Consider the following 26,664-nt stretch of genomic DNA (forward strand, 5'->3'; position numbering starts at 1 on the left):
GGTTTACGCCTCCTCGGCAATCAGGCGGGCGACGAAGCGGGTCTTGATCGGGAGCTTGGCCGCGGCCAATTCGAACGCCCGACGCGCCACGTCTTCGGCAACGCCATCGACTTCAAACATGATCCGGCCCGGCTTCACCCGGCAGGACCAGAACTCCACGGAGCCCTTGCCCTTGCCCTGACGGACTTCGGCGGGCTTCGCGGTCACCGGAACATCGGGGAACACGCGGATCCACACCCGGCCCTGACGCTTCATCTGGCGGGTGATGGCGCGCCGCGCCGCCTCGATCTGCCGCGCGGTCACGCGGTCCGGCTCCATCGCCTTGAGGCCGTAGGCCCCGAAATTCAAATCCGATCCGCCTTTGGCCAGGCCGTGAATGCGGCCCTTGTGCTGCTTGCGGAACTTCGTGCGCTTTGGACTCAGCATCGTTCTTACCCTTCTTAGCGCTGCTCTTGCGCGCGCTTGTCCTGGGCCATCGGATCGTGGGCCATGATCTCGCCCTTGAAGATCCAGACCTTGACGCCGCAGGTGCCATAGGTGGTCTTGGCGGTGCCGACGCCGTAATCGACGTCCGCGCGCAGGGTGTGCAACGGCACGCGGCCCTCGCGGTACCATTCGGTACGGGCGATTTCCGCGCCGCCCAGGCGGCCCGCGCAGTTGATCCGGATGCCCAGGGCGCCCAGCCGCATCGCCGACTGCACCGCGCGCTTCATGGCGCGGCGGAACGCGACGCGGCGTTCCAGCTGCTGGGCGATGTTCTCGGCGACGAGCTGCGCGTCGAGTTCCGGCTTGCGGATTTCGACGATGTTCAGATGAACGTCGCTGCCCACCTTCTTCGAGAGCTCCTTGCGCAGGGTCTCGATGTCGGCGCCCTTGCGGCCGATGATGATGCCCGGACGCGCGGAGTGGATGGTGATGCGCGCCTTCTTGGCCGGGCGTTCGATGACGATGCGCGAGACCCCCGCCTGTTGCAGGCGGCCCTTCAGATGCTCGCGGATCGACAGATCCTCGAGCAGCAGCTGGGCATAATCGGCGCCGTCGGCGTACCAGCGGGAATCCCAGGTACGGTTGATCCCGACGCGCAGGCCGATCGGGTTGACTTTGTGTCCCATCAGACGGTCTCCTCGCGTTCGGTAACGACGATGGTCAGGTTCGAGAAGATCTTCTCGACCCGGCCGGCACGTCCACGCGCACGGGCCTGGAAGCGCTTCATCGAGATCGACTTGCCGACGAAGGCCTCCGACACCACCAGGGCATCGACGTCGAGCTGATGATTGTTTTCCGCGTTCGCGATGGCGGACTGGAGGCACTTCTTGACCTCGCCCGAGACGCGGCGCTTCGAGAACGTCAGTTCCGCCAGCGCGGATTCGGCGCTCTTGCCCCGGATCGCCGCGGCGACCAGGTTGAGTTTGCGCGGGCTGGTGCGGATGACGTGGCTGTACGCCTTCGCCGAATTCTCCGGCAGCGCGCGTTTGGCCGGCTGCTTGCCCATGTTACTTCCTCTTCGCCTTCTTGTCGGCGGTGTGCCCGTAGTAGGTACGGGTCGGAGCGAACTCGCCGAACTTATGACCGACCATCTCTTCGGTGACCAGCACCGGGATGAACTTCTGCCCATTGTGAACGCCGAAGGTGAGGCTCACGAACTGCGGCATGATCGTTGAACGGCGCGACCACGTCTTGATCACCTCATTGCGGCCGGAAGCACGGGCGGCCTCTGCCTTCTTCAGGAGGTATCCGTCCACAAACGGACCTTTCCATACGGAACGAGCCACGGTCGTTCTCCCTTACTTCTTCTTGGCCAAATGACGGCTGCGCATAATCAGTCCGTCGGTTTTCTTATTCGAGCGGGTCCGCTTGCCCTTCGTCGGCTTGCCCCACGGAGTCACCGGGTGCGCGCCGCCGTTGGTGCGACCGCCCAACGGGTGATCGACCGGGTTCATCGCGATGCCGCGTACGTGCGGGCGGCGGCCCAGCCAGCGATTGCGGCCCGCCTTGCCCAGGTTGGTGTTCTGGTTGTCCGGGTTGGACACCGCGCCCACCGTGGCGAAGCACTCGCCGCGCACCAGGCGCAGCTCGCCGCTCGACAGCCGAAGCTGAGCATAGCCGCCGTCCTTGCCGATGAGCTGCGCGTAGCAGCCCGCGGAGCGCGCCATCTGCCCGCCGCGGCCGAGCTTCAACTCGACGTTGTGGACGATGGTGCCGACCGGCATGTTCTTCATCGGCATCGCGTTGCCCGGCTTGATGTCGGCGCGTTCGGAGGCGATCACGGCGTCGCCGACGGCCAGGCGCTGCGGCGCCAGGATGTAGGCGACCTCGCCGTCCTCGTAACGCACGAAGGCGATGAAGGCGGTGCGGTTGGGGTCGTACTCCAGGCGCTCGACGGTCGCGGGAATATCCAGCTTCCGGCGCTTGAAGTCAACCAAGCGGTACTTGCGCTTGTGCCCGCCGCCGCGCCACCACACGGTGGTGCGGCCGGTGTTGTTGCGCCCGCCCGAGCTGGTCAGACCCTCGGTGAGAGTCTTTTCCGGCTTGCCCTTGTAGAGCTCGGACCGGTCCACCAGGATCAGCGCGCGCGTACCCGGCGTCGTCGGATTGAACGATTTCAAAGCCATCGTCTTACACCCCCGTCGCGACGTCGATCGTCTGGCCTGCGGCCAGGGTCACATACGCCTTCTTCATGTCGGAGCGCTGGCCGAGACGGCCCCGGAAGCGCTTCGTCTTGCCCTTCTGGCGCAGGGTGTTCACCGCGGTGACCTTCACCCCGAAGATGCCTTCCACCGCCGCCGCGACTTCGAGCTTGCTCGCGTCCAGCGGAACCTTGAAGGTCACCTGATTGTGTTCGGACCCGAGCGTCGCCTTTTCGGTGATCACCGGGATGCGCACGATGTCGTACATGCGCTCCTTCGAAATCTTGATCGCCTTGGTCATTTCAGACGCGCCTCCAGGTGCTCGACGGCGGCCTTGGTGAGAACCAGGGTGTCGCGCCGAAGAATGTCGTAAACGTTCGCGCCCTGCTGCGGCAGCACATCGATGCCGATGACGTTGCGCGAGGCGAGCGCCAGGTTGCCGTCCACCTCCGGCCCGTCGATGATCAGCGCGCTCGCCCAGCCCAGGGTCTTCAGCTTGTCGGCGAAGTCCTTGGTCTTGGCGGAGGCGAACTTGGCGTCTTCGAGAACCACCAGCTTGCCTTCGGCCGCCTTGGCCGAGAGCGCGGTCTTCAGACCGAGCTTGCGGAACTTCTTGGTCAGCTCGTGCGCATGGTCGCGGACCACCGGGCCGAAGATCGTCGCGCCGCCGCGGTACTGCGGGCTGCGCAGCGAACCCTGGCGGGCGTGGCCCGTGCCCTTCTGCTTGTAGGGCTTCTTGGTGGTGCCGGAAATCTCGCCGATTTCCTTGGTCTTGTGGGTGCCGGCGCGGCGCTTGGCGAGCTGCCAGTTGACCATGCGATGCAGAATGTCGGCGCGCACCGCGACGCCGAAAACGCCCTCGTCAAGGTCGATGGAGCCGACGCTCTTCGCGTCGAAATTGATCACGTCCTGCTTCATCGCCGCTTATTCCTTATCCTGGGAGGCGACGGCCTGTTCGGCCTGAGCCTTGATCGCGCCCGGGAGCGGAACCCCCTCGGGCAGCGGCTTCTTCACCGCGTCGCGAACCAGAACCCAGCCGCCCTCGGAACCCGGCACCGCGCCCCTGACCAGAATCAGGCCGCGGTCCTCGTCGGTGGAGACCACCTGCAGGTTCTGCTGGGTGACGCGCTCGGCGCCCATGTGGCCGGCCATCTTCTTGCCCTTGAACACCTTGCCCGGATCCTGGCACTGACCGGTGGAACCGTGGGAGCGGTGCGACACCGACACGCCGTGGGTCGCTTCCAGGCCGCGGAAGTTGTGGCGCTTCATGGCGCCCGCGAAGCCCTTGCCGATGGAGGTGCCGGCGACGTCCACGAACTGGCCGGGGACGAAGTGATTGACCGACAGCTCGCAGCCGACGTCCAGCAGGCAGTCCGCCGAAACCACGAATTCCGCCACCTTCTTCTTCGGCTCGACCTTGGCCGCCGCGAAGTGCCCGCGCATCGCCTTGGACACGTTCTTCACCTTCGCGGTTCCGACGCCGAGCTGCACCGCGGTGTAGCCGTTGGCCTCGGCGGTACGCGTCGCCACCACCTGGCAGCCGTCCACCTTCAGAACCGTGACCGGCACATGCCGCCCGTCCTCGGTGAACACGCGGGTCATGCCCATTTTCTGCGCAATCAGACCGGATCGCATGATTCCCGTTCCTTTTAGAGCTTGATCTCGACGTCAACGCCGGCCGCCAGGTCGAGCTTCATCAGCGCGTCCACGGTCTGCGGAGTCGGATCCACGATGTCCAACAGGCGCTTGTGAGTCCGGATTTCGAACTGCTCGCGCGACTTCTTGTCGATGTGCGGCGAGCGGTTCACGGTGAACTTCTCGATCCGCGTCGGCAGCGGGATCGGGCCCCGCACCTGAGCACCCGTGCGCTTGGCGGTATTGACGATCTCGCGCGTGGACTGGTCCAGCACGCGGTGATCGAACGCCTTCAAGCGAATGCGGATGTTTTGACCTTCCATCATGGCTTTCACACCGTTTTTGTGATGGGCGTCCGCTTCGCGAACCACCGGGTCCGCGCCCGGACGCCCAACTGTTCCAATCTTTACTCGATGATCGAGGCCACGACGCCGGCGCCGACGGTACGGCCGCCTTCGCGGATCGCGAAGCGCAGGCCCTCGTCCATGGCGATCGGCACGATCAGGTCCACTTCCATCGAAATGTTGTCGCCGGGCATCACCATCTCGACGCCTTCCGGCAGAACCACCGAACCCGTCACGTCCGTCGTGCGGAAGTAGAACTGCGGCCGGTAGTTCGAGAAGAACGGCGTATGACGCCCGCCTTCTTCCTTCGTCAGGATGTACGCCTCGGCCTTGAACTTGGTGTGCGGCGTGATCGAACCCGGAGCCGCCAGAACCTGGCCGCGCTCCACGTCCTCGCGCTTCGTCCCGCGCAACAGGGCGCCGATGTTGTCCCCCGCCTCGCCCTGGTCCAGAAGCTTGCGGAACATCTCCACGCCGGTGCACGTCGTCTTCACCGTGTCCTTCAGGCCGACGATCGCGACTTCCTCGCCCACCTTCACAACGCCGCGCTCGACGCGCCCGGTCACCACCGTGCCGCGCCCCGAGATCGAGAACACGTCTTCGATCGGCATCAGGAACGGCTTGTCCTTCGGGCGATCCGGCTGCGGAATGTAGCTGTCAACCGCCTTCATCAGCTCCAGGATCGATTCGCGGCCGATCTTCTCGTCGCGCCCTTCCAGAGCCGCAAGCGCCGAACCCTGAACGATCGGAATGTCGTCGCCAGGGAAGTCGTAGCTCGACAGAAGCTCGCGGATTTCCATCTCCACCAACTCCAGAAGCTCCGGATCGTCAACCTGATCGACCTTGTTCATGTACACCACGATCGCCGGAACGCCCACCTGGCGCGCCAACAGAATGTGCTCGCGCGTCTGCGGCATCGGGCCGTCCGCCGCCGAAACCACCAGGATCGCGCCGTCCATCTGCGCAGCGCCGGTGATCATGTTCTTCACGTAGTCGGCGTGGCCGGGGCAATCCACATGCGCGTAGTGACGGTTCTCCGTCGAATACTCAACGTGCGCCGTGTTGATCGTGATGCCGCGAGCCCGCTCCTCGGGAGCCTTGTCGATCATATCGTACGCGCTGAACGTCGCTCCGCCGGTCTCCGCCAGAACCTTCGTGATCGCCGCAGTCAGCGTCGTCTTGCCGTGGTCAACGTGGCCGATCGTGCCGATGTTGCAGTGCGGCTTGCTCCGCTCGAATTTTTCCTTGGACATCTTTGCCTACTCCGTCAAATCGTGTGTGTTCAACCGGCCATCTTCTCACGGATCTCGTCCGCCACGTTGCTCGGCACTTCCGCGTAATGATCGAACATCATCGTGTACTGGGCGCGGCCCTGGCTCATCGAACGCAGGGTGTTGACGTAGCCGAACATGTTGGCGAGCGGGACGTGGGCGGTGACCACACGGGCAATGCCGCGGCTGTCCATGCCGTTGACCTGACCACGGCGGCTGTTCAGATCGCCGATGATGTCGCCCATGTAGTCCTCGGGGGTGACGACCTCGACGTTCATGATGGGTTCGAGAAGCTTCGGACCGGCCTTGGCGATGCCCTCGCGGAAGGCGGCGCGCGCCGCGATTTCGAACGCGAGCACGCTCGAGTCCACGTCGTGGTAGGCGCCGTCAACCAGGGTGGCCGAGAAGTCGGTGACCGGGAAGCCTGCGAGCACGCCGTTGTCCAGCGAATGCTTCAGGCCCTTTTCCACGCCCGGAATGTATTCCTTCGGCACCGAACCGCCGATGACCTTGCTTTCGAACACGAAGCCGGTGCCCGCCTCGCCCGGCGCGAAGACGATCTTGACGCGCGCGTACTGGCCGGAACCGCCCGACTGCTTCTTGTGGGTGTAGTCGATCTCGTAGGTCTTGGAGATGGTCTCGCGGTAGGCCACCTGCGGCGCGCCGACGTTGGCCTCGACCTTGAACTCGCGGCGCATGCGATCGACGATGATTTCGAGGTGGAGTTCGCCCATGCCCTTGATCACCGTCTGACCGGATTCCTGGTCGGTGGTGACGCGGAAGGACGGATCCTCCGCGGCGAGACGCGCCAGGGCGAGGCCCATCTTTTCCATGTCGGCCTTGGTCTTCGGCTCCACCGCCACCTCGATCACCGGGTCCGGGAACTCCATGCGCTCCAGGATCACCGGGGAGGACGGCAGGCACAGGGTGTCGCCGGTGGTGGTGTCCTTGAGGCCGACCAGGGCGATGATGTCGCCGGCGTAGGCCTCTTTGACCTCTTCACGGTTGTTGGCGTGCATCTGCAGCATGCGGCCGATGCGCTCGCGCTTGTCCTTCACCGTGTTCTGCACGTAGGAGCCGCTCTCGAGCTTGCCGGAGTAGACGCGGGCGAAGGTGAGCGAGCCGACGAAGGGGTCGTTCATGATCTTGAAGGCGAGCGCCGCGAACGGCTCCTCGTCGGAAGAGTGACGCTCCACCGGGGTCTCGCCGTCCATCAGCACGCCCTTGATCGAAGGAACTTCGAGCGGGCTCGGCAGGTAGGCGACCACGGCGTCGAGCAGCGGCTGCACGCCCTTGTTCTTGAACGCGGACCCGCACAGCACCGGCACGAACTTCATGGCGACGGTGCCCTTGCGGATGCAGGTATTCAGGGTCTCTTCGTCGGGCTCGGCGCCTTCGAGGTAGGCTTCCATCACCGCATCGTCGGTTTCGACGGCGGTTTCCAGAAGCTTCTCGCGGTATTCCGCGGCCTGGTCGGCAAGCTCGGCCGGAATATCGACGTACTCGAACTCGGCGCCCAGGTTCTCGTCCTTCCAGATGACCGCCTTCATCTTGATGAGGTCGATCAGGCCCGCGTACTCGGCTTCGACGCCGATCGGCAGCTGGGTGACCAGCGGAACCGCGCCGAGGCGATCGACGATCATATCGACGCAGCGGAAGAAGTTGGCGCCCATACGGTCCATCTTGTTGACGAAGCAGATGCGCGGCACGTGGTACTTGTCGGCCTGACGCCACACCGTCTCGGACTGCGGCTCGACGCCGGCCACCGAGTCGAACACCGCAACCGCGCCGTCAAGCACGCGCAGCGAACGCTCCACCTCGATGGTGAAATCGACGTGGCCGGGGGTGTCGATGATGTTGATGCGATGGCCTTTCCAGAAGCAGGTGGTGGCGGCGGAGGTGATGGTGATGCCGCGCTCCTGCTCCTGCTCCATCCAGTCCATGGTCGCAGCGCCGTCGTGCACTTCGCCGATCTTGTGCGAGCGGCCCGTATAATACAGGACGCGCTCGGTCGTCGTCGTCTTGCCGGCGTCGATGTGGGCCATGATGCCGATGTTGCGGTAGTCCGCGAGGGGTGTCTGGCGTGCCATAATCTACGATCCTGGTCTTTTCGTTTCTGTCGGGGTTACCAGCGGTAATGCGAAAAGGCCTTGTTGGCGTCGGCCATACGGTGCGTGTCTTCGCGCTTCTTGACCGCGCCGCCGCGATTGTTGGAAGCATCCAAGAGTTCACCGGAGAGACGATCGACCATCGTCGTCTCGGAACGCTTGCGGGCGAATTCGATCAGCCAGCGGATCGCCAGCGCCTGGCGGCGATCGGTGCGCACTTCCACCGGCACCTGGTACGTCGCACCGCCGACGCGGCGGGAACGAACCTCGATCGCCGGTTTGACGTTGGTGAGCGCCTCGTGGAAGACCTTGACGGGATCGCCGCTGGTTTTCGCGGTGATCCGGTCGAGCGCGCCATAAACGATCTGCTCGGCGGTGGCCTTCTTGCCATCCTTCATGACGCTGTTGATGAACTTAGCCAAAACGAGGTCACCGAACTTGGCGTCCGGCAGTACTTCGCGCTTCTCGGCAGCATGACGACGAGACATCTTCCTTGGACCTCTATATCTATTACTTCGGACGCTTCGCGCCGTACTTCGAACGGCGCTGACGGCGGTCCTTGACGCCCTGGGTATCCAGAGTGCCGCGGATGATGTGGTAACGCACACCCGGCAGGTCCTTGACGCGGCCGCCGCGGATCATCACCACGGAGTGTTCCTGGAGGTTGTGACCTTCACCCGGGATGTAGGTCGTCACCTCGAATCCATTGGTCAGACGCACACGCGCGACCTTTCGCAGAGCCGAGTTCGGCTTCTTCGGGGTCGTGGTGTAGACGCGGGTGCAAACCCCGCGCTTCTGCGGGCAAGCCTGCAACGCCGGAACCTTGTTGCGGTTCACTTGCGGCTCCCGCGGCTTGCGGATCAACTGATTGATCGTCGGCATGAGTGTTCCCTATGTTCTTTCACTCGAAACGCGCAACCGGCCTTCCCTGGCCGCCGACTCGGTGCCCAGAGAACAAACCCCCCTTCACCGCAATCCCCCAAGGGGCGCGCTGAAAGGGAAAAAGGGTGGCCGAAACGGCCGATTTCCATCAACAGTCGGGCTTTCCCGGGTGCTTGGCGCGAGCGGCTTACCGGGTCTTGCCCGGAAGTTCCGCGCGCCGCGCGGTCGAGACCGTCCGAATGAGGGGCGCACTATACGTATTCGGGGCACCCCCGTCAACCCGGATAATCCGTCCTTTCCGCCCCCCGAAAACAAACGCCGCCCGAGGGGGGCGGCGTTCGCTTCATGGCCGGAAATCCGGCGGTTTTCACTCCGCGGGCGGCGGCGTGACCTCGCCGTCGGGCAGAGCGGCCGGAGCCTCGCCCGGAACCGCCTCGCGGTCGCGCTCCGCGGCGAGGCGGCGCAGGCGGCTCATCACCGCACCGGTGCCCGCCGGGATGAGGCGGCCGACGATGACGTTCTCCTTCAGGCCGATCAGGCTGTCCACCTTGCCCGCCACCGCGGCCTCGGTGAGCACCCGCGTCGTCTCCTGGAAGGAGGCGGCGGAGATGAAGGAGTGGGTCTGCAGCGACGCCTTGGTGATGCCCTGCAGCACCGGCTTGGCGGTCGCCGGGCGGCCGCCTTCCTTCTCGGTGCGCTCGTTCTCCGCCTTGTAGTCGAAGCGGTCCACCAGCTCTCCGGCGAGGAAGGTGGTGTCGCCGGGCTCGGTGACCTCCACCTTCTGCAACATCTGGCGGGAGATCACCTCGATGTGCTTGTCGTTGATCTTCACGCCCTGGAGACGGTAGACGTCCTGGATTTCCTTGATCAGGTAGTTGGCCAGGGCCTCGACGCCCAGCACCTGCAGGATGTCGTGCGGCACCGGGTTGCCGTCCATCAGGGCGTCGCCCTTGCGGACGTAGTCGCCCTCCTGCACCGTCACGTGCTTGCCCTTGGGGATCAGGTATTCCACCGGATCGCCCTCTTCCGGCACCACCAGGAGGCGGCGCTTGTTCTTGTAGTCCTTGCCGAATTCGACGCGGCCCTCGAGGTCCGAGATGATCGCGTAGTCCTTCGGCTTGCGGGCTTCGAACAGTTCCGCGACGCGCGGCAGACCGCCGGTGATGTCGCGGGTCTTGGACCCTTCGCGCGGGATACGCGCCAGCACGTCGCCGGCGTAGACCTTCTGGCCGTTCTCCACCGAGAGGATGGAGTCCGCGGAGAGGAAGTAGCGCGCCTCCTGCCCGTTGGCCAGGGTGAGCGTGTTGCCCGCCTCGTCCTTGAGCGCGATGCGCGGCTTCAGCTCCGCACCCTTGGACTGCTGCTTGAAGTCCACCACGACGCGGCTGGTCATGCCGGTGGCGTCGTCCATCACCTCCTTCATCGAGGTGCCCTCGATGAGGTCGGAGTAGCTGGCGATGCCTTCGCGCTCGGTGACGATCGGCATGGTGTAGGGGTCCCACTCGGCGAGCTTCTGGGCCTTTTCCACCGCCACGCCGTCCTCGACCAGGAGCTTCGCGCCGTAGGGCACGCGGTAACGCGCGCGCTCGCGGCCCGTCGGGCCGAGAAGCGCGAGTTCCGTGTTGCGGCCCATCACCACCTTCACCCCTTCCGAGTTGGCGACGACGCTGTAGTTCTCGATCTTCACCGTCGCCTCGTAGGGCGCCTCGATCGCCGAGACCTCGGCGCCGCGCTGCGCCGCGCCGCCGATGTGGAAGGTGCGCATGGTGAGCTGGGTGCCCGGCTCGCCGATCGACTGCGCGGCGATGACGCCCACCGCCTCGCCGAGGTTCACCGGCGTGCCGCGCGCCAGGTCGCGTCCGTAGCACTTGCCGCAGATGCCCACCTCGGTCTCGCAGGTGAGCACCGAGCGGATGCGCACCATCTCGACCCCGGCGGCCTCGATCGCCACGACGTCCTTCTCGTCGATCAGTTCGCCCTTCTTCACCAGCACGCTGTCATCGACCGGGCTGAGCACGTCTTCGAGCGCGGTGCGGCCGAGGATGCGGTCGCCGAGCGAGGCGACCATGTTGCCGCCCTCGATCACCGCGGTGGCCATCAGGCCGCGTTCGGTGCCGCAGTCCTCCTCGGTGATGATCGCGTCCTGCGCCACGTCCACCAGGCGGCGGGTCAGGTAGCCCGAGTTCGCGGTCTTCAGAGCGGTGTCGGCCAGGCCCTTGCGCGCGCCGTGGGTGGAGTTGAAGTACTCGAGAACGGTCAGCCCCTCCTTGAAGTTGGAGATGATCGGCGTCTCGATGATCTCGCCCGAGGGCTTGGCCATCAGGCCGCGCATGCCGGCGAGCTGCTTCATCTGCGCCTGCGAGCCGCGGGCGCCCGAGTGCGCCATCATGTAGACCGAGTTGATCCCCACCCCCGCGCCGACGCGCGAGATTTCCTTCATCATCTCGTCGGCGACCTTGTCGGTGCAGGCCGACCAGGCGTCCACCACCTTGTTGTACTTCTCGCCCTTGGTGATCAGGCCGTCCTGGTACTGCTGCTCGAACTCCTTCACCTGGGCCTCGGTCTCGTGGATCATCCCCTCCTTCGACGGCGGGATGACCAGGTCGTCCTTGCCGAAGGAGATGCCGGCGTTGCACGCCTCGCGGAAGCCGAGCTTCATGATGCGGTCGGCGAAGATCACCGTCTCCTTTTGGCCGCAATGGCGATAGACGGTGTCGATGACGTCGCCGATCTCCTTCTTGCGCAGCAGGCGGTTGACCACGGAGAACGGCACCTTCGGATTGAGCGGCAGAAGCTCGCCGATCATCATCCGGCCCGGCGTGGTCTCGATGCGGCCGGTGACCAGCTCGCCCGCGTCGGTATACGCGGTGACGCGCGCCTGGACCTTGGCGTGCAGGGAGACCACCTTGTGCTCCAGCGCATGGCGGATCTCGTCGAGGTTGGCGAACACCATGCCCTCGCCCAGTTCGCCGTCGGCCTGCATCGAGAGGTAGTAGAGGCCGAGAATGATGTCCTGCGTCGGCACGATGATCGGCTTGCCGTTGGCCGGGCTGAGGATGTTGTTGGTGGACATCATCAGCACGCGGGCTTCGAGCTGCGCCTCCAGGGAGAGCGGCACGTGCACCGCCATCTGGTCGCCGTCGAAGTCGGCGTTGAACGCGGTGCAGACCAGCGGGTGCAGCTGGATCGCCTTGCCTTCGATCAGGGTCGGCTCGAACGCCTGGATGCCGAGGCGGTGCAGCGTCGGCGCGCGGTTGAGCATCACCGGATGTTCGCGGATGACTTCCTCGAGGATGTCCCAGACCTCCGGGCGCTCCTTTTCCACCATGCGCTTCGCCGCCTTGATCGTGGTGGCGATGCCGTAGAGTTCGAGCTTGGAATAGACGAACGGCTTGAACAGCTCGAGCGCCATCTTCTTCGGCAGGCCGCACTGGTGCAGCTTGAGCTCCGGACCCACGGTGATCACCGAACGGCCGGAATAATCGACGCGCTTGCCCAGGAGGTTCTGGCGGAAGCGGCCCTGCTTGCCCTTGAGCATGTCGGCCAGGGACTTGAGCGGACGCTTGTTCGCGCCGGTGATCGCGCGGCCGCGGCGGCCGTTGTCGAAGAGGGCGTCCACCGCCTCCTGCAACATGCGCTTTTCGTTGCGGATGATGATGTCCGGCGCGCGCAGTTCGATCAGGCGGCGCAGGCGGTTGTTGCGGTTGATCACCCGGCGGTAGAGGTCGTTGAGGTCCGAGGTGGCGAAGCGGCCGCCGTCGAGCGGCACCAGGGGGCGCAGCTCCGGCGGGATCACCGGGATGACCTCGAGGATCATCCACTCCGGACGGGTCTCGGACTCGCAGAACGCTTCCACCACCTTGAGGCGCTTCACCAGCTTCTTGCGCTTCGCCTCCGAGGTGGTCTCGCGCAGGTCGGCGCGCAGGGTCTTGCGCTCCTCCTCCACGTCGATCGCGGAGAGGATCTCGCGCAGCGCCTCGGCGCCGATGCCTGCGCGGAAGCTGTCCTCGCCGTATTCCTCGACCGCCATCTGGTACTGCTCTTCCGACAGCAGCTCCAGGCGCTTCAGGGGGGTGAGGCCCGGCTCCACCACCACGTAGTTCTCGAAATAGAGAACCCGCTCCAGGTCCTTCAGGGTCATATCGACCATCAGGCCGATGCGGCTGGGCAGCGACTTCAAAAACCAGATGTGGGCGACCGGGGCGGCCAGCTCGATGTGGCCCATGCGCTCGCGGCGCACCTTGGAGAGGGTGACCTCGACGCCGCACTTCTCGCAGATGATGCCGCGGTACTTCATCCGCTTGTACTTGCCGCACAGGCACTCGTAGTCCTTGATCGGCCCGAAGATGCGGGCGCAGAACAGGCCGTCGCGTTCCGGCTTGAAGGTGCGGTAGTTGATGGTTTCCGGCTTCTTGATCTCACCGAACGACCAGGCCCTGATCTGCTCCGGCGAGGCGATCGCGATCTCGATCTGATCGAACGCCTGGGTGCCCGAGACCTGGCCGAAAATCTTGGTAAGTTCGTTCATGCCACTGCGCTCCTTGGAATGCGCTATGTAAAACTCGATGGGTGGCGCCCCGGGCGGAAGAACCGCCCGGGGCAGAAAGCCGAAGCTCTTAGAAGTCGCGCTGGCTCAGCTCGACGTTCAGGCACAGCGACCGCATTTCCTTGACCAGGACGTTGAAGGATTCCGGAATCCCGGCCTCGAAGGTGTCGTCGCCGCGGACGATCGCCTCGTAGACCTTGGTGCGGCCCGACACGTCGTCGGACTTCACCGTCAACATTTCCTGCAAGGTGTAGGCGGCGCCGTAGGCCTCGAGCGCCCACACTTCCATTTCGCCGAAGCGTTGTCCGCCGAACTGCGCCTTGCCGCCCAGCGGCTGCTGGGTGACCAGGCTGTACGGGCCGATGGAGCGGGCGTGGATCTTGTCGTCCACCAGGTGGTGCAGCTTCAGCATATAGATGTAGCCGACCGTGGTCTTGCGGTCGAAGGGCTCGCCGGTGCGGCCGTCGTAGAGCTGCGACTGCGCCGAGGAATCGAGCCCGGCGAGCTTCAGCATGTCCACGATGTCGTGCTCGCGCGCCCCGTCGAACACCGGGGTCGCCATCGGCACGCCGCCGCGCAGGTGGTCCGCCGCCTCGATCAGCGCGGCGTCGGAAAGCGGCGCGATATCCTTCGCCGTGTGCTCCTCGCCGTAGACGGTCTCGACGTAGCCGCGCAGTTCCGCCGCGTCGCCGCGGCCGGCGCGGCAGGCATCGACCATCGCGCCGATCTTCCGCCCGATGTTGGCCGAGGCCCAGCCGAGGTGGGTTTCGAGAATCTGCCCGACGTTCATGCGCGACGGCACGCCGAGCGGGTTGAGCACGATGTCCATCTGCGTGCCGTCGGCGAGGTAGGGCATGTCCTCCACCGGCAGGATGCGCGAGATCACGCCCTTGTTGCCGTGGCGGCCCGCCATCTTGTCGCCCGGTTGCAGCTTGCGCTTCACCGCGACGAACACCTTGACCATCTTCAGCACGCCGGGCGGCAGCTCGTCGCCGCGCTGCAGCTTGTCCACCTTGTTCTCGAAGCGCTCCTGCAACTTCTGAACCGTGCCCTCGAAGTGGCGCTTCAGAACCTCGATGCGGCTCATCATCTCGTCGTCGGCGACCGCGATCTGCCGCCACTGGCCGGGGGTGAAATCCGCCAGAAGCGCGTCGGAGACCGGCTCGCCGGTGGCCATGCCCTTCGGCCCGGCCACCACCTGCTGACCCATCAGGAGGTCGCGCAGGCGCTGGTTGAACGAGGTTTCGAGGATCGCCTTCTCGTCGTCGCGGTCCTTCGCCAGGCGCTCGATCTCCTGGCGTTCGATCGCCATCGCGCGCTCGTCCTTGTCCACGCCGCGGCGCGAGAACACCCGCACCTCGACGATGGTGCCGGTGACGCCCGGCGGCACCCTGAGCGAGGTGTCGCGCACGTCGGTGGCCTTTTCGCCGAAGATCGCGCGCAGGAGCTTCTCTTCCGGGGTCATCGGGCTCTCGCCCTTCGGCGTCACCTTGCCCACCAGAATGTCGCCCGCCTTGACCTCGGCGCCGATGTAGACGATGCCCGCCTCGTCGAGGTTCTTGAGCGCGTCCTCGCCGACGTTGGGGATGTCGCGGGTGATTTCCTCCTGCCCGAGCTTGGTGTCGCGGGCCATCACCTCGAACTCCTCGATGTGGATCGAGGTGAACACGTCGTCGCGGACGATGCGTTCGGAGATCAGGATGGAGTCCTCGTAGTTGTAGCCGTTCCACGGCATGAACGCGACCAGCACGTTGCGGCCGAGCGCCAGTTCGCCGTATTCGGTGGACGGACCGTCGGCGATGATGTCGCCCTTCCGCACCAGGTCGCCCACCTGAACCAGCGGACGCTGGGTGATGCAGGTGCTCTGGTTGGAACGCTGGAACTTGGCGAGGGTGTAGATGTCCACGCCGGTATCCGCCGCGCCGGTTTCCTCCGCCACGGCGTGGATGACGATACGCGTCGCATCCATCTGCTGCACCCGGCCGGAGCGGCGCGCCACGATGGCGGCGCGGCTGTCCTGCGCCACCGCCGCCTCCATGCCGGTGCCGACGAACGGCGCCTCGGCCTTCAGCAGCGGCACCGCCTGACGCTGCATGTTGGAGCCCATCAGCGCGCGGTTGGCGTCGTCGTTCTCGAGGAACGGGATCAGCGCCGCGGCCACGGAGACCAGCTGCTTCGGCGAGACGTCCATGTACTGGATGTCGGAGGCCGGAACCATCAGCACGTCGCCCGCCTTACGCGCCGGCAGCAGGTCCTCGGTGAACTTGCCGTTGGCGTCCACCGGGGCGGAGGCCTGGGCGATGTGGTAGCGCCCCTCCTCCATCGCCGACATGTAGACCACCTCGTCGGTGACGTGGCCATCGACGACGCGGCGGTACGGGGTTTCGATGAAGCCGTACTGGTTGACCCGCGCGAAGGTGGCGAGGCTGTTGATCAGGCCGATGTTCGGGCCTTCCGGCGTCTCGATCGGGCAGATGCGGCCGTAATGCGTGGGGTGCACGTCGCGCACCTCGAAGCCCGCGCGCTCGCGGGTCAGGCCGCCCGGGCCAAGCGCCGAGAGACGGCGCTTGTGGGTGATCTCGGCCAGCGGGTTGGTCTGGTCCATGAACTGCGAAAGCTGCGACGAGCCGAAGAACTCGCGCACCGCCGCCGCCGCAGGCTTGGCGTTGATCAGGTCGTGCGGCATCACGGTGTCGATGTCCACCGAACTCATGCGCTCGCGGATCGCCCGCTCCATGCGCAGCAGGCCGATGCGGTACTGGTTCTCCATCAGTTCGCCGACCGAACGCACCCGGCGGTTGCCGAGGTGGTCGATGTCGTCGATCTCGCCCTTGCCGTCCTTGAGGTCCAGCAGTTCGCGGATGATCGCCAGGATGTCGTCCTTGCGCAGCACGCGCAGGCTCTCCGGCGCGACGTCGGTGGAGAGGTTGAGGCGCGCGTTCATCTTCACCCGGCCGACCGCGGAGAGATCGTAGCGCTCGGAGTCGAAGAACAGGCCCTGGAACAGCGCCTCGGCGGTGTCCAGCGTCGGCGGCTCGCCCGGGCGCATCACCCGGTAGATGTCCACCAGGGCTTCCTCGCGGCAGGAGTTCTTGTCCGCCGCCAGGGTGTTGCGCAGGTAGGGGCCGGTGTTGGAGTCGATGCGCAGCACCGGAATCTCGGCGATTCCGGCGGCGGCCATGACGGCGAGAACCGCCTCGGTGAGCTCGTTGCCCGCCTCGGCCAACACTTCGCCGGTCTCCTCGTTGATCACGTCCTCGGCGACGAAGCGGCCGGTGAGCTCCGAAGTCGGAATGCGCACGCGGGTGGCGTTGACCTCGGCGACCTGGCGCAGGATGCGCGGCGTGATCTTCTTGCCCGCCTCGACCAGCACCTCGTCCGAATCCGCGTCCACCAGGTCGTAGTCGAGCTTCAGCCCGCGCAGCGCCTGCAGGTCGAGCGCGCTGCACCAGCTCTCGGCGTCGCGGGTATAGAGGATGCGCTGGTAGAAGGTGCCGAGAATCTCCTCGGCGGACATCCCCTCGGCCTCGGCCGGGTCGAGCTTCCGCCCTTCCTCGGCGAGGGTGCGGCGCTTGTCCACGGTCGCCCCGGAATCGAGCGCATAGAGCAGCGTGGTGACCGGCAGCTTGCGGCGGCGGTCGATGCGCACGTAGACCAGGTCCTTGGCGTCGAACTCGAAGTCGAGCCACGAGCCGCGGTAGGGGATCACCCTCGCCGCGAACAGGAACTTGCCCGACGAGTGGGTCTTGCCCTTGTCGTGGTCGAAGAAGACGCCCGGGCTGCGGTGCATTTGGGAGACGATGACGCGCTCGGTGCCGTTGATGATGAAGGTGCCTTTCGACGTCATCAGGGGCATGTCGCCCATGTAGACGTCCTGCTCCTTGATGTCGCGGATGGAGCGGGCGCCGGTGTCCTCGTCGATATCCCAGACGACGAGGCGCAGAGTCACCTTGAGCGGCGCGGCGAAGGTCATGCCGCGCTGCTGGCACTCATCGACGTCGTACTTCGGCGTTTCCAGCTCGTAACCGACGAACTCAAGCTCGCCGCGGCCGGTGAAGTCCTTGATCGGGAAGACCGACTTGAAGACCTCCTGCAGCCCGGCGTCCTGCCGCTCGTGAAGCGGCGTGCCGATCTGCAGGAATTGGTCGTAGGAGTTCTTCTGAACCTCGATCAGGTTGGGCATCGTCGCCACGGACGGAATCCGTCCAAAACTCCGGCGCACCCTTTTACATCCCGAGAGAGAGCTCGACATCGCCGCTCCTTATTGCACTCACTTGATCCGCCGGGCGCACCATGCGCCGCCAGCGTCGTCCGGCGGCGCCCGCGAAGGCCCCGCCTCGAAATCCGCGCCCACGCAACCGATGCGCGGGGTTCTTCCGCCGCGCTCCCCGTCTCGAACCGGGAAGCACAGACGGGCCGGCCCGCACACACGCATCTCTGCGCGGTGCGGGACGACCCAGATGTCACGACGTAAGACGCAACGCTTGCGTCTTACTTCAGTTCGACCGTCGCGCCGGCTTCTTCCAGCTGCTTCTTCAGAGCGGCGGCCTCGTCCTTCGAACAGGCCTCCTTCACCACCTTCGGCGCGCCCTCGACGAGGTCCTTCGCTTCCTTCAGGCCAAGGCCGGTGATGGCGCGGACTTCCTTGATGACGTTGATCTTCTTCTCGCCGACAGCGGCGAGGATCACGTCGAATTCGGTCTGCTCCTCGACCGGAGCGGCGGCGGCGGCCGGACCGGCGGCGGCAACGGCCACCGGCGCGGCGGCGGAAACGCCCCACTTCTCTTCCAGCATCTTCGAAAGCTCGGCGGCTTCCATCACGGTCAGGGCGGACAGCTCTTCGACCAGCTTACCCAAATCGGCCATTTCTCAGTAACTCCTTGTCAGGCTTGAACTTTTCGATATTCGTTGAAAAACCGCGTTACGCTGCGGCGCCCTGATCGGCATAGGCCGCAAAGACGCGAGCGAGCTGGCCCGCCGGGGCCTGCGTGACGCCGGCCAGCTTGGTGGCCGGGGCCTGCAACAGACCCAGGATCTTGCCGCGCAGTTCGTCGAGAGACGGCATGGTCGCCAGGGCCTTGACCCCGTCGGCGTCCAGAACCGTCTTGCCGAGCGAACCGCCGACAATGACCAGCTTCTCGTTCTTCTTGGCGTATTCGACTGCGGCCTTGGCGGCGGCGACGGGATCGGCGGAAGTGGCGATCGCCGTCGGCCCGGTGAAGAAATCACCGGCGCCTTCGAAGTCGGTGCCTGCCAGGGCGAGACGCGTAAGCCGATTCTTCGTAACCTTGAACTGCGCACCGGCTGCGCGCATCTGCCCACGCAAGGCCGTCATCTCTTCGACCGTCAGACCCTTGTACTGGGTGACGACGACGAGCGAGACCTCGTTGAACAGAGCGTTCAGGGAACGCACCAGTTCGGATTTTTCTTCTCGGTTCACTTTCGTCTCCGCTGACTTGACCCGGCCACCGCGAACGGTGTCCGGATCGGCTCCCCGGCTTCGGCGCCTTGCGGCCCCTCCGCCGGGATCGACGAACCTGCCCTCGAAAGTTCAAGCCCAGCCGCGGCGGACGCACCGCCCCGGCGAAAAACTTGCCACTCCCGTCTGCGCAGGTGGGAACCCATTAAACCGGCCAAACGGTCGGCGCCTGCGGTCTCGGACAGGTACTTCGGGACCCCCGCGAACGGAGGACCCATCCCGGGCCGTGCGGACACGGCCCGGAAGGTCGGCTTTATCCCACGACGTCGGAGATGTTGAGCTTGAGGCCCGGCCCCATCGTCGAGGAAATCGAAATCTTCTTCAGGTACACGCCCTTCGCACCGGAGGGCTTGGCCTTGTTGATGGCGTCCACGAACGCCTTGATGTTCTCGGCCAGCTGCGCCTCGGAGAACGAGATGCGCCCGACGCCGCCGTGCACGATGCCCGCCTTCTCGACGCGGAACTGCACCTGGCCGCCCTTGGCCGCCTTCACCGCCTCGGCGACGTTCATCGTCACCGTGCCGAGCTTCGGGTTCGGCATCAGGCCGCGCGGACCGAGCACCTTACCCAGACGGCCGACGATGCCCATCATGTCCGGGGTGGCGACGCAACGGTCGAAGTCCATCATGCCGCCCTGGATCTGTTCCATCAGGTCTTCGGCGCCGACGAACTCCGCGCCCGCGGCCGTCGCCTCATCGGCCTTCGGGCCCTTGGCGAACACCGCGACGCGCACCGTCTTGCCGGTGCCGTGCGGCAGGGACACCACGCCGCGCACCATCTGGTCGGCATGACGCGGATCGACGCCGAGGTTCATCGCGACCTCGACGGTCTCGTCGAACTTCGCCTTGGCCGCGCCCTTGATCAGGGCCACCGCCTCGACGAGGGGGTAGAACTTGTCGCGGTCAACGCCTTCGTAGGCCGCAGTCAAACGCTTTCCGAGATTCGCCATGAGCTTACTCCACCACCTGCAGGCCCATGGAACGGGCGGAACCGCGGACCATTTCCATGGCCGCCTCGACGGTATGGCAGTTGAGATCGGGCATCTTCGCCGCCGCAATCTCGCGCACCTGCGCCACGGAAACCTGCCCGGCGACGGACTGGCCCGGGGTCTGGCTGCCCTTCGGGAGACCCGCCGCCTTCTTCAGGTAGTAGCTGATCGGCGGCAGCTTGGTGATGAAGGTGAACGTGCGGTCGGAGAAGGCCGTGATCACCACCGGAACCGGCATGCCGGGCTCCATGTTCTGGGTCAGCGCGTTGAACGCCTTGCAGAACTCCATGATGTTGAGGCCGCGCTGACCGAGCGCCGGGCCGATCGGCGGCGACGGATTCGCCTTGCCCGCCGGCACCTGGAGCTTGATGAAGCCCACAATTTTCTTCGCCATGTTTCTCACTCTCTAACGGCGGCGGGGCCCATCCCCGGCGCCATGGACAGGACCGCGGTTTGCGGCCCTGGCCAGGCCTCCCGCGGATTGACGGCGCCGCGCGCGGCGCCGGAATTCTAGAGACTCAACTGATCTTTTCGACCTGGGCGTATTCCAGCTCGACCGGGGTCGAGCGCCCGAAGATCGACACCGCCACCTTGATGCGGTTCTTTTCTTCGTCCACTTCCTCGACCACGCCGTTGAAGCTGGTGAACGGCCCGTCGCACACCCGCACCTGCTCGCCGATTTCGAACACCACGGAGGGCTTCGGGCGGTCCACGCCCTCCTGCACCTGCGTCATGATGCGCTGCGCCTCGGTTTCGGTAATCGGGATCGGGCGGCCCTTGCCGCCGAGGAAATCCGTCACCTTCGCGGTGTTCTTGACGAGATGCCAGCTCTCGTCGGTGAGCACCATCTTGACCAGCACGTAGCCGGGGAAAAACTTGCGCTCGGCGTTCACCTTGGCGCCACGGCGCACCTCGACGACTTCCTCGGTGGGGACCAGCACCTCTTCGAAGAGGTCGGCCATGCCCTTCATCGTCGCCTGTTCGCGGATCGACAGCGCGACCTTCTTCTCGAATCCGGAATAGACGTGCACCACGTACCAGCGCGCCTGCATGCGATCAGCCTCCCAGTCCGAGAACGCTCTGGATTCCCAGCGAGAAGACCGTATCCACCAGGAACAGGAAAACCGACGCCACCACCGCCAGGGACATCACCATGAGCGTAGAGACCATGGTTTCCCTGCGGCTGGGCCAGGCGATCTTCGCCAGCTCCTGCCGAACCTGACGCACAAACTGACCGGGAGAGGTCTTTGCCATTACATCAAACCCAAGTTGTCGTGCCCGCCGTCGCGCCTATCGCGCCGCGCGGGCTGCGTTCCTAACCCCGGAGGATTTCGCCGTTGCGCTGGCAGGGGTGGCAGGGATCGAACCCGCAACCCCCGGTTTTGGAGACCGGTGCTCTACCAGTTGAGCTACACCCCTAGGGCCTGCACGCAAACGAAATCATCGGGGTATGTAACGCCCCAACACCAAAGGCGCGAGAGACTAGCTCCCCCGCCTTCGGCAAGCAAGCACTTTTCCACCGGGTCCCCCCCGGTGGAAAAGCCATATCCATATTACTCGATGATCGAGGCCACGACGCCAGCGCCGACGGTACGGCCGCCTTCGCGGATCGCGAAGCGCAGGCCCTCGTCCATGGCGATCGGCACGATCAGGTCCACTTCCATCGAAATGTTGTCGCCGGGCATCACCATCTCGACGCCTTCCGGCAGAACCACCGAACCCGTCACGTCCGTCGTGCGGAAGTAGAACTGCGGCCGGTAGTTCGAGAAGAACGGCGTATGACGCCCGCCTTCTTCCTTCGTCAGGATGTACGCCTCGGCCTTGAACTTGGTGTGCGGCGTGATCGAACCCGGAGCCGCCAGAACCTGGCCGCGCTCCACGTCCTCGCGCTTCGTCCCGCGCAACAGGGCGCCGATGTTGTCCCCCGCCTCGCCCTGGTCCAGAAGCTTGCGGAACATCTCCACGCCGGTGCACGTCGTCTTCACCGTGTCCTTCAGGCCGACGATCGCGACTTCCTCGCCCACCTTCACAACGCCGCGCTCGACGCGCCCGGTCACCACCGTGCCGCGCCCCGAGATCGAGAACACGTCTTCGATCGGCATCAGGAACGGCTTGTCCTTCGGGCGATCCGGCTGCGGAATGTAGCTGTCAACCGCCTTCATCAGCTCCAGGATCGATTCGCGGCCGATCTTCTCGTCGCGCCCTTCCAGAGCCGCAAGCGCCGAACCCTGAACGATCGGAATGTCGTCGCCAGGGAAGTCGTAGCTCGACAGAAGCTCGCGGATTTCCATCTCCACCAACTCCAGAAGCTCCGGATCGTCAACCTGATCGACCTTGTTCATGTACACCACGATCGCCGGAACGCCCACCTGGCGCGCCAACAGAATGTGCTCGCGCGTCTGCGGCATCGGGCCGTCCGCCGCCGAAACCACCAGGATCGCGCCGTCCATCTGCGCAGCGCCGGTGATCATGTTCTTCACGTAGTCGGCGTGGCCGGGGCAATCCACATGCGCGTAGTGACGGTTCTCCGTCGAATACTCAACGTGCGCCGTGTTGATCGTGATGCCGCGAGCCCGCTCCTCGGGAGCCTTGTCGATCATATCGTACGCGCTGAACGTCGCTCCGCCGGTCTCCGCCAGAACCTTCGTGATCGCCGCAGTCAGCGTCGTCTTGCCGTGGTCAACGTGGCCGATCGTGCCGATGTTGCAGTGCGGCTTGCTCCGCTCGAATTTTTCCTTGGACATGACGTGAAATCCAATGTTTCCGGTGTTGATGGATAAAGGAACGAGGAGGAACCACCCGCCTCGCCCGGAGTCTCGCCGCCGCCGCCCCCGCAGCCCACGGCACCCGTACCTACCCCGAAGCGCCTAAAAACCTGGAGCGGGTGAAGGGAATCGAACCCTCACAACCAGCTTGGAAGGCTGGGGCTCTACCATTGAGCTACACCCGCACACTTCCCCCGCTCGGCGCCGAAGCTTCCCCACGCACGGCAACGCGCCCCGGCTTCCAGCCGTTCGGCGGGATGGTGGAGGGGGTAGGATTCGAACCTACGTAGACATACGTCGGCAGATTTACAGTCTGCTGCCTTTGACCGCTCGGCCACCCCTCCGCACCCTGCCACCCGGCGGGTCGTCCAGGACGCGCCCGGCCCCTGCGGACCAGTGCGTTGGAGTGCGCAAATATGAGCATTTCCGGCCCTATGTCAACATCAAAGTCGGGGAATCCGGTTTTCTCGCACCCGGCCCCGGCTTCGTGCTAGAAGTCGATTCCGACGGCGCGGCAAGCGCCCGTCCTCACAGCAGAAATTGGGACCGCGCATGACACGATTCAAGCCTCGGCGGGAGCCCGCCCCGGAGGCCCGCCCCGGCCGCAAGCCCAGCGGCGACGTCTGGCTCTACGGCCTGCACGCGGTGGCTGCGGCGCTCGCCAACCCGGCGCGCCGGCCGAAGCGCCTGCTCGCCACCGAGGAGGCCGCAGCGGCGCTCGCCCACGCCTTCGCCGAAACCCCGCACGCCATCGCCGCCGCCACGGCGACGCGGCGCGACATCGATGCGGTGCTGCCGCCCGGCGCGGTGCACCAGGGCGCGGCGATGCTGTGCCCGCCGCTGCCCGCCGCCGAGATCGCCGACATTCCCGAAGCTCCCGCCGACGGCGCGCCGCCGCCGAAGCGGCGCGTCGTGGTGGCGCTCGACCAGGTGGCCGACCCGCACAACGTCGGCGCGGTGCTGCGCAGCGCCGCCGCCTTCGGCGCGCTCGCCGTGCTGCTGCCCGACCGCCACGCGCCGGAGGAGACCGGCGCCATCGCCAAGGCCGCCTGCGGCGCTCTCGAAACCGTGCCCCTGGTGCGCGCCGTCAACTTCGCCCGCGCCCTCGGCGCCCTCAAGGAAAAGGGCTTCTGGTGCGTCGGCCTGGATGGCGGCGCGGGCAAGACGCTGACGGAACAGGACCTGCCGGATTCCCTGGTGCTGGTGCTCGGGGCCGAGGGCGCGGGGCTGCGCCGCCTGAGCCAGGAGGCCTGCGACTTCACCGCGCGGCTGCCGATCCGCCCCGCCATGGAGAGTCTCAACGTCTCCAACGCCGCGGCGATCGCGCTCTACGCCCTGCTCGCCTGAAAATCCGGAGAGGAAATTGACTCCTCTCCGCCGCGTCCCTATATCCTACTACAGTAGTCAGGTATTAGGCTGACAGGAAGGAGAGAACCATGTGGTACTGCGATCCGCACGGAGAAATTCAGCACATGGAGCCCCGCGATATCCTGAAGCGCGGCCATCTGGACTTCACCCAGTGCCGCCTGCGGCGCCGCGGGAGCGCCAAGAAGATCGATCCGACCCGGGGCGTGGCGGACTATCGCGGCCTGTTCGACTGAACCCCGCCCTGCCGAAACCAAACGGGGGAGCCTTGCGGCTCCCCCTTTTTTTTGCGGGGAGCGTCATCCTGTTTACGATAATAATAAATGATGTTTTTTCATCTATGGTTGAGAAATCGCCGCCGGGAACCGCATATTCAATAAGGCGTGGTGAAGGGAAGGAGAGCACCATGAGACCCGGTGAACCCTATGACGAAAACGAGATCGAGCACCTGGAGCCCCGCGACATCCTGAAACTCGGCAAGAAGATCGACTTCAGCAAGGGGCCGAAACGGCACCGCAAGTCCGTCAAGCAGGACAAGATGCTCAAGGACGTCCCCGCCAACCGCGGGCATTTCGACTGACGCCTGAGCACGTGCCGAGGGAGGGAGCCGCAAGGCTCCCTTTCCATATGCGCCAAACACCTTGCGCCCGCACCCGCCCTCACGCTACAAGCGGTCGAAAGCACGCCGGTTTAGCTCAGTTGGTAGAGCACCTGATTTGTAATCAGGGGGTCGCGGGTTCGAATCCTGCAACCGGCACCAGGAATGCCAAGGGGCCGGGCGCATCGTCCGGCCCCTTTTCCATTCCCCGGGTGCTCTCCGGGCAGTCGAATCCCGCCCGGGCATGCGGGACGGAGGGAGGACGCCGCCCGGGCGGGAAGTTCCGGGCGGCTGCGGAACCGGCGCGTGCACCGGCCCCGCGGCCCCCCGGCGGGAACGCAAAACGCTTCGCTCAGTACGCCGTCAGCCCGCCATCCACCGGCAGCGCCACGCCGTTGAGGAAGGCGCCCTCGTCCGACGCGAGATAGAGCGCGGCGTTGGCCACGTCCGCCTCGGTGGCGAGCCGCCCGAGCGGCACCTCGCCCAGGCGCTCCGCCTTCTTCTGCGGGTCCTGGAAGAGCACCTGCACCAGCGGCGTGTCCACCGTGCTGGGGTGGATGGAGTTGCAGCGGATGTTGTCCTTGGCGTAGCGCACCCCGACGGTCCTGGTCATCAGGGTGAGCGCGCCCTTGGTGATGGTGTAGGCCTCGGTGGTGTACTTGTGGCCGACGAGGCCGCAGATCGACGACATGTTGATGATCGCGCCGCCGCCGCCCTTGCGCAGAACCGGGATGGCGTGCTTGATGCCGAGGAACGGCCCCTTGACGTTGACCGCGAGCATCTTGTCGAGGTTTTCCGCCTTCATCTCCTCGATCGGCTCGCGGATGTTGATCCCCGCATTGTTGACCAGCACGTCGAGCCGCCCGAAGCGGGCGAGCGCCGCCGCGATCGCCGCGGCCCAGCTCGCCTCGTCGGTGACGTCGAGGCTCTGGAAGGCGGCGGAACCGCCCGCCGCGGCGATCGCCCGCACCGTCGCCTCCCCGGTTTCGGCGTTGACGTCGCACACCAGCACGCGTGCGCCCTCTTCCGCAAAGCGGCGGGCGATCGCTGCGCCGAGTCCCTGCGCCGCGCCTGTGATCAGGGCGGTCTTGTCCTTCAGTCGCATGATTGTCGTCCCGTGTGGAGCGAGCCCCGCATGGGGGCTCGCGGTCATGCCGGTTGCTTGCGCACCTCGACCTGGGCCAGCTTCTCGTAATAGCGGACGAGGGCGCTGTGGTCGGAGGTGGAGTGGCCGTCGAGCGTCACCGCCTGCATCGTCTCCATCACGCTCGCGGTGAGCGGCACCGCGACGTGCAGCGCATGCGCGGTGTCCAGCGCATTTTGCAGGTCCTTGACGTGCAGTTCGATGCGGAAGCCCGGCGCGAAGTTGCGGGCGAGCATCATCGGCACCTTGGCGTTCATCACCGTGGACCCGGCGAGGCCGCCCTTGATCGCGTCGAACACCGCCTCGGGGTCCACCCCCGCCTTGGTGGCGAGGACCAGCGCCTCGGACACCGCGGCGATGTTGAGCGCGACGACGATCTGGTTGGCGAGCTTGGTGACGTTGCCCGCGCCGGATTCGCCCACGCGCACCACCGAGGAACCCATCTTTTCGAGGATCGGCTTGACCGTGTCGAACGCCGCGGCGTCGCCGCCGACCATCACCGCGAGGGTGCCGTCGATCGCCTTCGGCTCGCCGCCGGAAACCGGCGCGTCGAGCATGACCACGCCCTTTTCCGCCGCCGCCTTGCAGATCTCCTGCGCCGCGCCGGGGGCGATCGAGCTCATATCGACGAGGATGGTGCCCGGCTTCGCCCCTTCGAGCACGCCGTTCTCGCCGAGCACCGCCTCCTTCACGTGCGGCGAGTTGGGCAGCATGGTGATCACCACCTCGCACTGCGCGGCCACGTCCTTGTTGGAAGCGCCCGCCTTGGCCCCGGCGGCCACCACGTCGTCCAGCTTCGCGACCTTGTCGTAGACGACGAGGTCGTAGCCCGCCTTGAGCAAGTTCTTCGCCATGGGCCGGCCCATGATGCCGATCCCGATGAAGCCGATCTTCATTGTCCGTGCTCCTGTC

The 26,664-nt window shown here is 65.7% G+C and carries 27 protein-coding genes and 4 tRNA genes; 4 read left to right on the forward strand and 27 right to left on the reverse strand.

The features are described from left to right. Nucleotides 1-3 precede the first annotated feature (3 nt). From rplP to O7R11_RS08210, 25 genes are all read right to left on the reverse strand, one after another. A complete protein-coding gene (gene rplP, locus O7R11_RS08090; protein WP_337997000.1) occupies nt 4-426 on the reverse strand; it encodes a 50S ribosomal protein L16 in 423 nt (140 codons plus the stop codon). A 14-nt stretch (nt 427-440) separates the two neighbouring features. Beyond that, entirely contained in the window at nt 441-1,112 is a 672-nt protein-coding gene (gene rpsC, locus O7R11_RS08095) for a 30S ribosomal protein S3 (RefSeq protein ID WP_337997001.1), read from the reverse strand. Beyond that, nucleotides 1,112-1,492, reverse strand: a complete 381-nt coding sequence (gene rplV, locus O7R11_RS08100) for a 50S ribosomal protein L22 (protein WP_337997002.1) — start codon at nt 1,490-1,492, stop codon at nt 1,112-1,114. Before rplV ends, rpsC begins: the two co-directional genes overlap by 1 nt. 1 nt (nt 1,493) lies before the next feature. Next, nucleotides 1,494-1,772, reverse strand: coding sequence for a 30S ribosomal protein S19 (gene rpsS, locus O7R11_RS08105; RefSeq protein WP_337997003.1), 279 nt, complete (start codon nt 1,770-1,772; stop codon nt 1,494-1,496). A 12-nt stretch (nt 1,773-1,784) separates the two neighbouring features. Continuing rightward, nucleotides 1,785-2,612, reverse strand: a complete 828-nt coding sequence (gene rplB, locus O7R11_RS08110; RefSeq protein WP_337997004.1) for a 50S ribosomal protein L2 — start codon at nt 2,610-2,612, stop codon at nt 1,785-1,787. 4 nt (nt 2,613-2,616) lie between these two features. Further along, nucleotides 2,617-2,928 (reverse strand): 50S ribosomal protein L23, encoded by a 312-nt coding sequence (locus O7R11_RS08115; protein ID WP_337997005.1) that lies wholly within the window; start codon nt 2,926-2,928, stop codon nt 2,617-2,619. Continuing rightward, a complete protein-coding gene (gene rplD / locus O7R11_RS08120) occupies nt 2,925-3,545 on the reverse strand; it encodes a 50S ribosomal protein L4 (RefSeq protein WP_337997006.1) in 621 nt (206 codons plus the stop codon). Before rplD ends, O7R11_RS08115 begins: the two co-directional genes overlap by 4 nt. A 6-nt stretch (nt 3,546-3,551) precedes the next feature. Continuing rightward, entirely contained in the window at nt 3,552-4,262 is a 711-nt protein-coding gene (gene rplC / locus O7R11_RS08125; protein ID WP_337997007.1) for a 50S ribosomal protein L3, read from the reverse strand. A gap of 14 nt (nt 4,263-4,276) precedes the next feature. Then, nucleotides 4,277-4,585, reverse strand: coding sequence for a 30S ribosomal protein S10 (rpsJ, locus tag O7R11_RS08130; RefSeq protein WP_337997139.1), 309 nt, complete (start codon nt 4,583-4,585; stop codon nt 4,277-4,279). A gap of 83 nt (nt 4,586-4,668) precedes the next feature. Further along, nucleotides 4,669-5,859, reverse strand: coding sequence for an elongation factor Tu (tuf, locus tag O7R11_RS08135; protein ID WP_337997008.1), 1,191 nt, complete (start codon nt 5,857-5,859; stop codon nt 4,669-4,671). A gap of 29 nt (nt 5,860-5,888) precedes the next feature. Beyond that, complete coding sequence (fusA, locus tag O7R11_RS08140) at nt 5,889-7,967, reverse strand: elongation factor G (RefSeq protein WP_337997009.1); 2,079 nt, start codon at nt 7,965-7,967, stop codon at nt 5,889-5,891. Nucleotides 7,968-8,002: 35 nt separating this feature from the next. Continuing rightward, on the reverse strand, nt 8,003-8,473 hold the full coding sequence (gene rpsG, locus O7R11_RS08145) for a 30S ribosomal protein S7 (RefSeq protein WP_337997010.1): 471 nt from the start codon (nt 8,471-8,473) through the stop codon (nt 8,003-8,005). A gap of 22 nt (nt 8,474-8,495) precedes the next feature. Further along, nucleotides 8,496-8,867, reverse strand: coding sequence for a 30S ribosomal protein S12 (gene rpsL, locus O7R11_RS08150; RefSeq protein ID WP_337997011.1), 372 nt, complete (start codon nt 8,865-8,867; stop codon nt 8,496-8,498). Nucleotides 8,868-9,234: 367 nt separating this feature from the next. Then, nucleotides 9,235-13,395 carry a DNA-directed RNA polymerase subunit beta' gene (gene rpoC, locus O7R11_RS08155; protein WP_337997012.1) on the reverse strand — a complete coding sequence of 1,387 codons (4,161 nt, stop codon included), beginning with the start codon at nt 13,393-13,395 and terminating at the stop codon, nt 9,235-9,237. A gap of 88 nt (nt 13,396-13,483) precedes the next feature. Beyond that, entirely contained in the window at nt 13,484-17,665 is a 4,182-nt protein-coding gene (gene rpoB / locus O7R11_RS08160; protein ID WP_337997013.1) for a DNA-directed RNA polymerase subunit beta, read from the reverse strand. A 239-nt stretch (nt 17,666-17,904) separates the two neighbouring features. Beyond that, nucleotides 17,905-18,279 (reverse strand): 50S ribosomal protein L7/L12, encoded by a 375-nt coding sequence (gene rplL / locus O7R11_RS08165; protein WP_337997014.1) that lies wholly within the window; start codon nt 18,277-18,279, stop codon nt 17,905-17,907. Between the two features lie 55 nt (nt 18,280-18,334). After that, nucleotides 18,335-18,853 carry a 50S ribosomal protein L10 gene (gene rplJ, locus O7R11_RS08170; protein ID WP_337997015.1) on the reverse strand — a complete coding sequence of 173 codons (519 nt, stop codon included), beginning with the start codon at nt 18,851-18,853 and terminating at the stop codon, nt 18,335-18,337. Between the two features lie 292 nt (nt 18,854-19,145). After that, a complete protein-coding gene (gene rplA / locus O7R11_RS08175) occupies nt 19,146-19,841 on the reverse strand; it encodes a 50S ribosomal protein L1 (protein WP_337997016.1) in 696 nt (231 codons plus the stop codon). Between the two features lie 4 nt (nt 19,842-19,845). Further along, nucleotides 19,846-20,274 (reverse strand): 50S ribosomal protein L11, encoded by a 429-nt coding sequence (gene rplK / locus O7R11_RS08180; RefSeq protein ID WP_337997017.1) that lies wholly within the window; start codon nt 20,272-20,274, stop codon nt 19,846-19,848. A 124-nt stretch (nt 20,275-20,398) separates the two neighbouring features. Next, nucleotides 20,399-20,932 (reverse strand): transcription termination/antitermination protein NusG, encoded by a 534-nt coding sequence (gene nusG, locus O7R11_RS08185; RefSeq protein ID WP_337997018.1) that lies wholly within the window; start codon nt 20,930-20,932, stop codon nt 20,399-20,401. A gap of 4 nt (nt 20,933-20,936) precedes the next feature. Then, entirely contained in the window at nt 20,937-21,134 is a 198-nt protein-coding gene (secE, locus tag O7R11_RS08190; RefSeq protein WP_337997019.1) for a preprotein translocase subunit SecE, read from the reverse strand. A gap of 89 nt (nt 21,135-21,223) precedes the next feature. Further along, nucleotides 21,224-21,299 (reverse strand) — tRNA-Trp (locus O7R11_RS08195). A gap of 134 nt (nt 21,300-21,433) precedes the next feature. Next, nucleotides 21,434-22,624 carry an elongation factor Tu gene (gene tuf / locus O7R11_RS08200; RefSeq protein ID WP_337997008.1) on the reverse strand — a complete coding sequence of 397 codons (1,191 nt, stop codon included), beginning with the start codon at nt 22,622-22,624 and terminating at the stop codon, nt 21,434-21,436. 132 nt (nt 22,625-22,756) lie between these two features. Continuing rightward, a tRNA-Gly gene (locus tag O7R11_RS08205) sits at nt 22,757-22,830 on the reverse strand. 73 nt (nt 22,831-22,903) lie between these two features. Further along, a tRNA-Tyr gene (locus O7R11_RS08210) sits at nt 22,904-22,989 on the reverse strand. A gap of 208 nt (nt 22,990-23,197) precedes the next feature. Here O7R11_RS08210 and O7R11_RS08215 point away from each other — a divergent pair. The 4 genes from O7R11_RS08215 (at nt 23,198) to O7R11_RS08230 (ending at nt 24,770) form a co-directional block, all read left to right on the forward strand. Then, nucleotides 23,198-23,992, forward strand: coding sequence for a 23S rRNA (guanosine(2251)-2'-O)-methyltransferase RlmB (locus tag O7R11_RS08215; RefSeq protein ID WP_337997020.1), 795 nt, complete (start codon nt 23,198-23,200; stop codon nt 23,990-23,992). 125 nt (nt 23,993-24,117) lie between these two features. Next, a complete protein-coding gene (locus O7R11_RS08220; protein ID WP_337997021.1) occupies nt 24,118-24,246 on the forward strand; it encodes a hypothetical protein in 129 nt (42 codons plus the stop codon). A gap of 170 nt (nt 24,247-24,416) precedes the next feature. Next, nucleotides 24,417-24,590: a hypothetical protein gene (locus tag O7R11_RS08225; RefSeq protein ID WP_337997022.1), complete on the forward strand. Its 174-nt coding sequence runs from the start codon at nt 24,417-24,419 to the stop codon at nt 24,588-24,590. Nucleotides 24,591-24,694: 104 nt separating this feature from the next. Further along, nucleotides 24,695-24,770, forward strand: a tRNA-Thr gene (locus O7R11_RS08230). 190 nt (nt 24,771-24,960) lie between these two features. Here O7R11_RS08230 and O7R11_RS08235 read toward each other — a convergent pair. Beyond that, a complete protein-coding gene (locus O7R11_RS08235) occupies nt 24,961-25,713 on the reverse strand; it encodes an SDR family NAD(P)-dependent oxidoreductase (RefSeq protein ID WP_337997023.1) in 753 nt (250 codons plus the stop codon). A gap of 44 nt (nt 25,714-25,757) precedes the next feature. Then, nucleotides 25,758-26,648 carry a 2-hydroxy-3-oxopropionate reductase gene (gene garR / locus O7R11_RS08240; protein WP_337997024.1) on the reverse strand — a complete coding sequence of 297 codons (891 nt, stop codon included), beginning with the start codon at nt 26,646-26,648 and terminating at the stop codon, nt 25,758-25,760. Nucleotides 26,649-26,664: the final 16 nt, after the last annotated feature.

The organism is Oleispirillum naphthae, assembly GCA_027864655.1.
In the GTDB taxonomy this organism is placed as follows: domain Bacteria; phylum Pseudomonadota; class Alphaproteobacteria; order Rhodospirillales; family Rhodospirillaceae; genus Oleispirillum; species Oleispirillum naphthae.